Genomic DNA, 10,780 nt, shown 5'->3' on the forward strand with positions numbered 1-10,780 from the left:
TTTTGCACAAGATGAAACGTTTAATCTATCGATAAACGGCATACGCAAGCGCTTGCGCAGCAAAATACATCTGGCATAGAGTCGGCAACACTCGATTACAAAAACAATAAATCCTGGAGCTCAGCCATGAGCCTTGAACCCTTGCTCGAGATGCAGGGCATCAGCAAGACCTTCAATGGTCTGCGGGTGCTCAAGAGTGTCGGCCTGAAGGTCTACCCCGGCGAAATCCACGCCTTGATGGGGGAGAACGGCGCCGGCAAATCGACCCTCATGAAAATCCTTTCCGGCGCTTATCAGGCCGACCCCGGCGGTGAAATCCGCATCGGCGGCCAGCTCGTCGCCACCTTCGACCCTGCCACTGCCAAAGCCCTCGGCATCGCCGTGATCTATCAGGAATTGAGCCTGTGCCCGAACCTGAGCGTGGCCGAGAACATCTACCTGGGCCGCGAACTGCGGCGCGGCTGGACCATCGACCGCAAGGGCATGGAGGCCGGCTGCATCGAGGTGCTGCAACGCCTTGGCGCCGAGTTCACCCCGGCCACGCGGGTCAGCAGCCTGTCGATTGCCGAGCGCCAACTGGTGGAAATCGCCCGCGCCCTGCATGCCCACGCCAGGCTCCTGGTGATGGACGAACCCACCACGCCGCTGTCATCCCGCGAGACCGATCGCCTGTTTGCGCTGATCAAACAGCTGCGCAGTCAGGGCCTGGCGATCATCTACATCAGCCATCGCATGGCGGAAATCTACGAGCTGTCGGACCGGGTGTCGGTACTGCGCGACGGCCAGTACATCGGCGAGCTGACCCGCGAGGCACTGTCGGCCGAAGTGCTGGTGAAAATGATGGTCGGGCGCGACCTGTCCGGTTTCTACAAGAAGGAACACGCCGCGTACAACCCTGGCGATGTGGTGATGCGCGTGCGCGACATGGCCGACGGCAAGCGCGTGCGTCAATGCAGTTTCGACCTGCATGCCGGCGAAGTGCTGGGCATCGCCGGGCTGGTCGGGGCCGGGCGCACCGAGCTGGCGCGGCTGATTTTCGCTGCCGACCCGCGCACCAGTGGCACCCTGGAAGTCGTCGGTAAAACAGTGACTCAATTGCGCACCCCGGCCGATGCGATTCGTGCCGGCGTCGTGTATCTCACCGAAGACCGCAAGGCCCAGGGCCTGTTTCTGGACATGAGCGTGGCCGACAACATCAATGTGTGCGCCTGCGTGCCGGACGCCCGCGCCGGTGGCGTGCTTGACCGTGCCCAGGGCGCACGGCGCGCCAGCGACGCGATCAAGTCGCTGTCGATTCGCGTGGCGTCGGGCAAGGTCAATGTCGGGGCGTTGTCGGGCGGCAATCAGCAAAAGGTGCTGTTGGCGCGGCTGTTGGAGGTCAAGCCCCATGTGCTGATTCTCGATGAGCCCACGCGCGGCGTGGACATCGGCTCCAAGTCCGAGATCTACCGCATCATCAATCAACTGGCCGAGGCCGGCGTGGGCGTAGTGGTGATCTCCAGCGAGTTGCCGGAAATCATCGGCACCTGCGACCGCGTGCTGATCATGCGTGAAGGCCGGTTGGTGGCCGAAGTCGGCGGGGCCTCGGGCCACGTCATCTCCCAGGAACGTATTATCGACCTCGCCACCGGTGGCGATCAGGTGGCTGCCAATGGCTGAGTTGAAGGTTGCAACAACGGGCAAGGCTGAACGCGCTCGCGAGCTGATGCGCACGGTCGGCATGTTGCCGGTGCTGGTCTTGCTGCTGGTGGGCTTCGCCCTGGCCAGCGAGAACTTCCTGACGGTGCAGAACCTGTCGATCATCACCCAGCAGGCCTCGGTCAACGTGGTGCTGGCGGCAGGCATGACGTTTGTGATCCTCACGGCGGGCATCGACCTGTCGGTGGGCGCAATCCTGGCGGCGTCGGCGGTGGTGGCATTGCAGGTTTCGCTGTCGCCGCAGTTCGGGATGTTCGGGATTGCTGCCGGCATCGGCTTCGGCTTGCTGCTGGGGTTGGTCAACGGTGGCCTGATCGCCTTTATGCGCCTGCCGCCGTTTATCGTCACCCTCGGCGCGCTGACGGCCATGCGCGGCCTGGCGCGGCTGTTGGCCGATGACAAGACCGTATTCAACCCGGACCTGCCGTTTGCGTTTATCGGCAATGACTCGATCCTCGGCGTGCCCTGGCTGGTGGTGATCGCCGTGGCGGTGGTGCTGCTGTCGTGGTTCATCCTGCGGCGCACGGTGATGGGCGTGCAGATCTACTCGGTGGGCGGCAACCCGGAGGCCGCGCGGCTGTCGGGCATCAAGGTGTGGAAGGTGCTGCTGTTCGTCTACGCCATGTCCGGCGCGCTGGCCGGGCTCGGCGCGGTGATGAGCGCCTCGCGCCTGTTTGCCGCCAACGGCCTGCAACTGGGGCAATCCTACGAGCTGGATGCGATTGCCGCAGTGATCCTCGGCGGCACCAGTTTTACCGGCGGCGTCGGCACCATCGGCGGCACGCTGATCGGGGCACTGATCATCGCCGTGCTCACCAACGGCCTGGTGCTGCTGGGTGTCTCGGACATCTGGCAGTACATCATCAAGGGCATCGTGATCATCGGCGCGGTGGCGCTGGATCGTTATCGCCAGTCCGGCGCGCGCACCTGATTTCACTCAAACAACAATCACAAGAGAGACCCGCATGAACGTCAAACGCCTCTTTCCCGTCATTGCCCTGGCTGCCCTGATGGCCCAAACCGTCGAAGCCCGTGAACTCAAGGCCCTCGGCATCAGCATGGGCTCCCTGGGCAACCCGTATTTCGTGACCCTGGCCGATGGCGCGACCGCCCGGGCCAAGGAGCTGAACCCCAACGTCAAGGTCACTTCGGTATCGGCCGACTATGACCTGAGCAAGCAGTTTTCGCAGATCGACAACTTCATTTCGTCCAAGGTCGATCTGATTCTGCTCAACGCCGTGGACCCGTCCGCCATGGCCTCGGCGATCAAGAAAGCGCGTGACGCCGGCATTGTAGTCGTCGCCGTGGACGTGGACGCCAAGGGCGTGAACGCCACCGTGCAGACCGACAACGTCGAAGCCGGCAAGCTGGCTTGCCAGTTCCTGGTGGACAAGCTGTCGGGCAAGGGCAATGTGATCATTCAGAACGGCCCGCAAGTCACCGCCGTGACCGACCGCGTCAAAGGTTGCAAGGCGGCGCTGGCCGCCGCGCCGGAGATCAAGGTGCTGTCCGATGATCAGGACGGCAAAGGCTCGCGCGAAGGCGGCCTGAATGTGATGCAGGGCTACCTCACACGCTTCCCGAAAATCGACGGCCTGTTCGCGATCAACGACCCGCAAGCCATTGGCAGTGACCTGGCGGCCAGGCAGCTTAAACGCAGCGGCATCATCATCACGTCGGTGGACGGCGCGCCGGACATCGAGAATGCGCTGAAGAGCGAGTCGCAGATCCAGGCGTCTTCCAGCCAGGACCCGTGGGCCATGGCCCAGACTGCGGTGAACGTCGGCAATGACATTCTCAATGACAAAGCCCCGGCCGAAGCGGTTACCCTGCTCACGCCAAAACTGATCACCCGGGACAACGTGGGCACCTACACCGGTTGGTCGAGCAAACATTGATCCGTTGAAGGGAAGGGGAGCCGTATCGTGGTCACCATGGATGACGTGGCAAGCAGGGCGGGCGTGTCGACCTCGACCGTCTCCCACGTGTTGAACGGCACCCGCAAGGTCAGCCCGGCCACGGTGCAGGCGGTCCAGCGGGCGATTCAGGAGCTGGGGTATATCCCCAACACCCTGGCGCGCTCGTTGGCCCGGTCGAGCACCAACACCATTGGCGTGGCGATCTCGGCACTGTCCAACCACTACTTCAGCGAAACGGTGCACGCAATCGAAACCGAGTGCGCCAAGCACGGCTACATGATGCTGTTCGTCGACACCCACGACGACCCGGAGCAGGAGCTGCGGGTGGTCACCGCGCTGCATCACCGTCGCGTCGACGGCATCCTGCTGGCGCCGTCCACCGGCTCGCGCGCTCTGGAGTATTTGCGCGCCAACGAAATGCCCACGGTGCTGGTGGATCGCATGATGAGCACGCAATTCGATCAGGTCGGGGTGGAGAACACCCGGTCCACCCAGGCCTTGGTCGCGCACCTGATTGAACACGGTCACCGCCGTATCGGCTTTATCGCCGGTCGCGCGGGGCTGGGCACGACCGATGAACGGGTGGCCGGTTACCGCGCAGCGTTGCAGGCGGCCGGCCTTGGGTTCGATGCGCAACTGCTGGTCAACGGCGGTTCGAACAGCGAGCCGGCCAGGGCAGCCACTGCACAACTGCTGGCGTTGAACGAGCCGCCCACGGCGATCATGGCTGGCAACAACCTGATGACCCTGGGCGCCATGCACGCCTTGCGCGACGCCCGTATTGACGTGCCGGCGCAGATGGCCCTGGTGGGCTTCGATGATTTTGACTGGGCGGACTTCTTTGTGCCGCGCCTCACCCTGATCGCGCAGCCGGTCAAGGCCCTGGGTGCGCAGGCGGTAGACCTGCTGCTGCAACGCATGACCACGCCCGACGCACCGACCCGGAGCGTGCGTCTGGCGCCCACCCTGCAACTGCGTAATTCATGTGGCTGTCTCTGATTGGAATGACACACGTATGAGCCTTCCTGTTTCCCTCGGTATTGATCTCGGCACTTCGGAACTCAAGGCCATCCTGATGGACGCCAGCGGCACCGTACTGGCGCGCACCGGCGTGCACCTCGACGTGATGCGGCGGCACAGCGGCTGGTCCGAGCAGAACCCCGAGGACTGGTGGCAGGCCTGCCTGCAAGCACTTGCGCAATTGCGTGTGCATGAAGCTTTTGCCCGCGTGGCCTGCATCGGTTTGTCGGGGCAGATGCACGGCGCGGTGCTGCTGGATGAGGATGACCGGGTGCTGTACCCGGCGATTCTGTGGGACGACTCCCGCGCCGTGGCCGAGGCGGCAAGCCTGGGTGCGGGCTTTGCCGACGCCACCGGCAGCCTGCCCATGGCCGGGCTTACCGCGCCCAAGCTGCAGTGGTTGCAGCGACATGAGCCCGACGTGTTCAAGGCGATCGATTGCGTGCTGTCGCCCAAGGATTACCTGCGTCTGCGCCTGAGTGGCGAGCGTGTCAGCGACGTGTCGGACGCGGCGGGTACGCTGTGGCTGGAGGTGGCTCGACGGCAGTGGTACGCGCCGATGGTACAGGCTACCGGCCTTGAACTGGCGCAGTTGCCCCGGCTGGTGGAGGGCGGCGCCGTCAGTGCGGTAGCCCGTAGCGACTGGGGGCTGGGCGAGGGCGTGGTGATTGCCGGCGGCGGTGGCGACAACCCGGTGGCCGCCGTGGGGATCGGCGCCGTGAATGCCGGCGATGCGTTCATCACCCTTGGCACCAGCGCGGCGATTGTGGCGATTACCGACCAGGCGGCGGGCAACCCGGCCAGCGCCGTGCACAGCTTTTGCCATGCGTTACCGGGACGTTGGTACACCATGGGGGCCATGCTGGCCGGGGCCAGTTGCCTGCGCTGGGTGACGCGGCTGACCGGCACGCTGGATGAACAGACGCTGCTGGACCAGGTGCAAGCGCAGTTGCCCATCACGCAGACGGTGCCGCTTTCAACCCCGCTGTTTCTGCCCTACCTGGCTGGTGAACGTACGCCGCACAACGACCCCCTGCTGCGGGGCGGCTTCATGAACCTTGGCCACGACTGCACGCCGGCGAGGCTGGGGTATGCGGTGATGGAGGGGGTCGGGTTCGGGCTGCTGGATGCGTTGAATGCGGTAGAGTCGGCCGGCGCCAGGGTCGGCGCTTGCGCATTGGTGGGCGGCGGTGCGCGCAGTGAATATTGGGCGCAGTTGCTGGCCAATATCCTCCAGCGTGAAATCTTTACCCTGGACGGCAGTGAATTGAGCGCCTGCATCGGCGCGGCCAAGCTGGGGCTCCTGGCGATCGGGCAAGGCACGTCGTTATTGCCGGCGGGCATGCCGGTCAAGGCACGCTACCGGCCAGACCCGGCGCAACAACCGGTGCTGGAAACCCGTTATCGCAAGTTTCAGGGGTTGTTGGGCGCGGCCACCGCGTTGCACGACTGAAGGGCGTGTTGCCCCAAACGGTGACGAGCGGGCAAATCCGCTCGCCACAACAGGTTGGTTCACCTCGATACGTCAGGCGGTAGCCGCCGCCAGTTCCCGCAAAACGGTGATCAACGACGTCTGCCCCTTCAACACCCGGTCATGCTCGAAGCAAATCCATTCCTCGTTGAAACCGTCGATCATGCGAATACGGGGCATCGGGTTTTGCGCGCCTTGTTCGCGAAACAGCGGCTCCCAGGTGTCACGCGGCACGACATGCGCGGTGACGCCGCGCCCCAGCACCTGCGTAAGGGCCAGCGCCAGGTCGTTGGGGCTCACGCGTTGCGGGCCTTCCAGTTCCACCACGCGGCGACCGCTCCAGTGTTGCTGGATCAGTTGGGCGCCGAGCAGGCCGATATCCGCCGTGGCGATCATCGGCACGGCCTTGTCCAGCGGTTGCAGGAAGCTGTTGATCACACCGCTCTCGCGGGCGGCAATCAGGTCATACAGCGAGTTCTCCATGAACCAGCCCGGGCGCAGAAAGGTCACCGGCAGGTCCAGGTCGCTCAAGGCCTGTTCCATCATCGTGCGGGTGGTCAGCAGGTTCACCTGTGTGGCCTGGGCGCCGATGGTCGACAGGCACAACACTTTGGGCGGTGCAGCGGCTTTCAGGGCTTCGACGATGGCGGCGATTTCCGCCTGGGCCTCGGGGAAGCCCGGCTGGGGGTCGAAGCACGGTGGCGGCAGGATAAACACCGCGGTAGCGCCCTTGAAGGCTTCGGTCAGTGCCGGTGCGTCGGTCATGTCGGCAATCGCAATCTCGCAGCCGAGTTTCTTCCAGTCTTCGCCTTTGGCCGCATTGCGTACCACGCCGCGTACGGCTTGGCCTTGCTTGAGCAGTTCACGCGCCAGTGCCCCGCCGACTTTGCCAGTGATTCCGGTGATGACATACATGGTGTTCACGCCTGTGGTTGCTGTAAGTGAGGCCCAGCTTAAACACCGGTGAATGCTGCAAAAATAGCCATGCTGTCATTGCAAAGGTGACTTCAAGTCATTAATCCCCCAGCGGCGGCAAACGCCGTTTCACCGGGGTTTTCTTGACGATCGCCGTATTGGTTTCGGCATACACATTGAGCCGGTCGAGCAGGCTGTCCAGATGCTCCATGGTGCGCACATGCAGGCGTGCGATAAAACAGTCGTCACCGGTGACCTTGTCGCATTCGGTGAACTCGGGAATCGCCTGGATCTGCCGTTCCACTTCCTGCAATTTGCCGGGCAGAGGGCGAATGCGCACGATGGCTTGCAGCAGGTAACCGAAATGCGTGGGGTCGATGTCGACGGTGTGGTGGGTCAGTACGCCACGTTCCTCCAGGCGGCGCAGGCGCTCGCCGACGCTGGGCGAAGACAGCCCGGTGATCCCGGCGAGGGCTTTGAGGGAGAGGCGCGAGTCGTCCATCAGGGCGGCGATCAGTTGCTGGTCGATGGTGTCGATCATGGTGTTTGCCTAATTAATAAAGGTCAATTGGCGAGCTGGCCTTGTTTAGGCGCTGGAGCCGCTGCCGATCAGATTGCCATACTGGAGCCTCATTTGAGGAGCTTCAATCGTGGACACATCTATCCGTCGTGGTTCGTGGGAAATGATCGCCTCCATGCTGATCTCGGGCACCATTGGCTGGTTTGTGCTGGTGTCTGGCGTGTCGGTGCTCGAAGTGGTGTTCTGGCGCTGCGTCATCGGTGCACTGGCCTTGCTGCTGGTGTGCGCCTGGCTGGGTTACCTGCGCCGGGACTTGCTGAGCCGGACTTCATTGGGCCTGGCGATGCTCAGCGGCGTGGCCATCGTCGGCAATTGGCTGCTGTTGTTCGAGTCCTATTCCCATGCGTCCATCGCCATCAGCACGGCGGTGTACAACGTGCAGCCGTTCATGTTGGTCATGCTGGCGGCGGTATTTCTGGGCGAGAAGATCACCGTGCAGAAGCTCGCGTGGTTGAGCGTGGCGTTCCTCGGCATGTTGGCGATCGTGACGGCCCACGGTGATTCGCCGCGTGGTGAAGGTTATCTGGCGGGGATCGGGCTGGCGTTGGGCGCTGCGTTCTTGTATGCGGTTGCCGCATTGATCATCAAGCGCTTGAAGACGGTACCGCCGCATTTGATGGCGTTGATCCAGGTTGCGAGCGGGGCTGTGCTGCTCGCGCCCTGGGTGCCCTGGAACGGTTTGCCTGCCGCGCCCACCGCCTGGGCGGCGGTGGTGACACTCGGCGTGGTGCACACCGGCTTGATGTATGTGTTGCTCTACGGCGCGATCCAGAAACTGCCGACGGCCCTGACCGGCGCACTGTCGTTCATCTACCCGATTGCGGCGATCTTCGTCGACTGGATCGCTTTCGGTCACCAACTGGGTTGGCTGCAATGGCTGGGGGTGACGGCGATTCTGCTGGCAGCCGCCGGGTTGCAGCGGGGCTGGTGGTGGCCCCGCTCCCTGAACGTCAGTGCGTGCCCTGGAAAATGATATTTTCCGGGTTGAAATGCTCCACCGTGCTGCCTGGCTGCGGCAGGCCGAGGATATGGCCCTTGATCTTGCCCACCACATGCATTTCGCAGGGTTTGCAGTCGAACTTCAGGGTCAGCACTTCATCGCCGTGGATCAACTGCATCGGTGCGACCTTGGTGCGCACGCCCGTTACACCCTTGGCCTGTTTGGGACACAGGTTGAACGAGAAACGCAGGCAGTGCTTGGTGATCATCACCGGCACTTCGCCGGTTTCTTCGTGGGCTTCGAAGGCGGCGTCGATCAGCTTCACCCCGTGGCGGTGGTAGAAGTCGCGAGCCTTCTGGTTATACACGTTGGCCAGGAACGACAGATGCGCCTCCGGGTACACCGGCGGTGGCGTGGTTTCGGCTTTGCGGCCACCGCGCGGATGCGCTGCAACGCGCGCAGCGGTCAGCGCTTCGATCACTTCGCGGCGCAACGCCTTGAGTTGCGAGTTGGGGATGAAGAACGCCTGCGGCGCATCCAGCCGGATGTCGGTGGCGTGGTATTCGGTGGTGCCCAGTTGGCCGAGCAGGTCGCGCAGGGTGTCCAGCGCCTGCTCCGGTTTGTTGGCCACGCCGAACGGGCCGGGCAGGGCGACGCTGGCGCTGATGCCTTCTTCGCTGGTGGCGGTCACGTCCAACTGGTCTTCGCGCAGGCGCGCCACCCAGGTCAGGCCGATACGGCGTTCGGACGAAGTCTTGAGCAGCGCCTGTTGCCAGTTATGGTCCAGGTTGCGATTCAGCGCGTGGTTGGGGCGCAGCTGGTGCAGGCCTGCCGGCATTTCGTTCGGCTCGACGCGGTAGCGGTAGCGTTTCTGACCGTCTTCTTCGAACTCGCCTTTGGGCTCGGCGATGTTGGCGCGAAAACCCACGACTTCGCGCTTGATCAGCACGTTCAGGCCATCGCCATTGGACAGCGGCTCATGGGTGACGACTTGCAGGTCGCGCTTGCCGGCTTTCTCCACCACACCCACCGGCAGGCCGGTGAAAGTCGGGGTGTCGAAGGCGCCGATGTCGATCTTGCGGTCGGTGACGAAATAGTCGGTGCTGCCACGGTGAAAGGTCTTTTCCGGGTCGGGCAGGAAGAAGTGCGCGGTACGCCCGCTGGACGCGCGGGCCAGGTCCGGGCGGTCCTCCAGGATGTCGTCGAGGCGCTGGCGGTAGTAGGCGGTGATGTTCTTCACATAGCCCATGTCCTTGTAGCGACCTTCGATCTTGAACGACCGCACGCCGGCTTCGACAAGCGCGCGGAGGTTGGCGCTCTGGTTGTTGTCTTTCATCGACAGCAGGTGTTTTTCGAAGGCTACGACGCGGCCCTGATCGTCTTTCAAGGTGTAGGGCAGGCGGCAGGCCTGGGAGCAGTCGCCCCGGTTGGCGCTGCGACCGTTCTGCGCGTGGGAGATGTTGCACTGCCCGGAGAACGCCACACACAGCGCGCCGTGGATAAAGAACTCGATGGCGGCATCGGTCTGCTCGGCGATGGTGCGGATCTCTTGCAGGTTCAGCTCGCGGGCCAATACCAGCTGCGAGAAACCGGCCTGGTCGAGAAACTTGGCACGGGCCAGGGTGCGGATGTCGGTCTGGGTGCTGGCATGCAGCTCGATGGGCGGAATATCCAGCTCCATCACGCCCAGATCCTGCACGATCAGCGCGTCGACACCGGCGTCGTAGAGCTCATGGATCAGCTTGCGCGCTGGCTCCAGCTCGTTGTCATGCAAAATGGTGTTGATGGTGGTGAACACGCGCGCGTGGTAACGGCGGGCGAACTCCACCAGAGACGCGATATCACTCACGTCGTTACAGGCGTTATGGCGCGCGCCGAAGCTTGGGCCGCCAATGTACACGGCGTCGGCGCCATGCAGGATAGCCTCGCGCGCGATGGCGACATCGCGGGCAGGGCTGAGCAATTCCAGGTGATGCTTGGGCAAGGACATAGTTTTTTTAGTCAGGCTTGTCACGGTCGAGGCGCGCATTGTAGCCGTGAAATGCCTGACCGGCATCTACCGCAGGGCTGTCAGTTCAGAGGGGACAATGCGCCTTGTCGGGTCGCCGCATCGCTTTCGCAGGCAAGCCAGCTCCCACAGGAGATTGGTGGTGGCTGGAAAAACGCTGTCAGCAGGGCCATCGCGCCGGGCACTGTCTTGCCAATAATAGAGATCCAATGTGGGAGCTGGCTTGTCG

At 63.4% G+C, this 10,780-nt stretch carries 9 protein-coding genes; 6 read left to right on the forward strand and 3 right to left on the reverse strand.

Annotation, left to right across the window (positions count from 1 at the left end):
• Positions 1 to 126: 126 nt before the first annotated feature.
• Genes ACW9IN_RS26785 through xylB form a run of 5 tightly spaced genes read left to right on the forward strand, consistent with a single transcriptional unit; the run spans position 127 to position 6,090 of the window.
• Complete coding sequence (locus ACW9IN_RS26785; RefSeq protein WP_457368675.1) at positions 127 to 1,659, forward strand: sugar ABC transporter ATP-binding protein; 1,533 nt, start codon at positions 127 to 129, stop codon at positions 1,657 to 1,659.
• Positions 1,652 to 2,629 carry an ABC transporter permease subunit gene (locus ACW9IN_RS26790; RefSeq protein WP_457368676.1) on the forward strand — a complete coding sequence of 326 codons (978 nt, stop codon included), beginning with the start codon at positions 1,652 to 1,654 and terminating at the stop codon, positions 2,627 to 2,629. The genes ACW9IN_RS26785 and ACW9IN_RS26790 overlap by 8 nt, the downstream gene beginning before the upstream one ends.
• 34 nt (positions 2,630 to 2,663) lie before the next feature.
• Positions 2,664 to 3,596, forward strand: a complete 933-nt coding sequence (locus ACW9IN_RS26795; protein ID WP_457368677.1) for an ABC transporter substrate-binding protein — start codon at positions 2,664 to 2,666, stop codon at positions 3,594 to 3,596.
• Positions 3,597 to 3,623: 27 nt separating this feature from the next.
• Positions 3,624 to 4,616: a LacI family DNA-binding transcriptional regulator gene (locus ACW9IN_RS26800; protein ID WP_457368678.1), complete on the forward strand. Its 993-nt coding sequence runs from the start codon at positions 3,624 to 3,626 to the stop codon at positions 4,614 to 4,616.
• Positions 4,617 to 4,632: 16 nt separating this feature from the next.
• Positions 4,633 to 6,090, forward strand: a complete 1,458-nt coding sequence (xylB, locus tag ACW9IN_RS26805) for a xylulokinase (protein WP_457368679.1) — start codon at positions 4,633 to 4,635, stop codon at positions 6,088 to 6,090.
• A 72-nt stretch (positions 6,091 to 6,162) separates the two neighbouring features.
• Here the strand turns inward: xylB and ACW9IN_RS26810 are convergent, their stop codons facing one another.
• Positions 6,163 to 7,023 carry an NAD(P)H-binding protein gene (locus ACW9IN_RS26810; protein WP_457368680.1) on the reverse strand — a complete coding sequence of 287 codons (861 nt, stop codon included), beginning with the start codon at positions 7,021 to 7,023 and terminating at the stop codon, positions 6,163 to 6,165.
• Positions 7,024 to 7,123: 100 nt separating this feature from the next.
• A complete protein-coding gene (locus ACW9IN_RS26815; RefSeq protein ID WP_457368681.1) occupies positions 7,124 to 7,564 on the reverse strand; it encodes an Lrp/AsnC family transcriptional regulator in 441 nt (146 codons plus the stop codon).
• Positions 7,565 to 7,673: 109 nt separating this feature from the next.
• Here ACW9IN_RS26815 and ACW9IN_RS26820 point away from each other — a divergent pair, with 109 nt between their 5' ends.
• The gene (locus ACW9IN_RS26820) at positions 7,674 to 8,576 is read left to right on the forward strand and encodes a DMT family transporter (protein WP_457368682.1); all 903 of its coding nucleotides are present in this window, start codon (positions 7,674 to 7,676) and stop codon (positions 8,574 to 8,576) included.
• Here the strand turns inward: ACW9IN_RS26820 and ACW9IN_RS26825 are convergent.
• Positions 8,554 to 10,533, reverse strand: a complete 1,980-nt coding sequence (locus ACW9IN_RS26825; protein WP_457368683.1) for a peptidase U32 family protein — start codon at positions 10,531 to 10,533, stop codon at positions 8,554 to 8,556. The genes ACW9IN_RS26820 and ACW9IN_RS26825 overlap by 23 nt on opposite strands.
• Positions 10,534 to 10,780 lie beyond the last annotated feature (247 nt).

The sequence above is a fragment of the Pseudomonas sp. SDO5271_S396 genome, from assembly GCF_054071795.1.